The 268-nt window shown below is 36.9% G+C and carries 1 protein-coding gene; it reads left to right on the forward strand.

All coding sequences use genetic code 11. From position 1 onward, the window contains the following. The coding region (locus CF394_RS14090) for a DUF47 domain-containing protein (protein ID WP_133079852.1) at positions 1-268 on the forward strand (268 nt) is incomplete at both ends.

Below are 268 nucleotides of genomic sequence, written 5' to 3' on the forward strand. Positions count from 1 at the left end.
AAAAAAAGATAAGTTCTCACTCCTTTTAACAGAAATCGCAAAAAATATAGACGAAACTGCCGAATATTTTGTGAACTTTAAGGTCACAAACCAAACGACGCTTAAAGAATTCGCAGATACGTTAAAAGAATTTGAAACAAAAGGTGACAATCATGTTCATGTCATGATTAAAGAGCTTAACAAAGCGTTCATCACTCCTATTGAACGCGAAGATATCCTTCAGCTGACAAACAGCCTGGATGATGTGCTCGACGGAATCGAACACTTC

The sequence above is a fragment of the Tetzosporium hominis genome (genome assembly GCF_002265435.1).
Taxonomy (GTDB): Bacteria; Bacillota; Bacilli; order Bacillales_A; family Planococcaceae; genus Chryseomicrobium; species Chryseomicrobium hominis.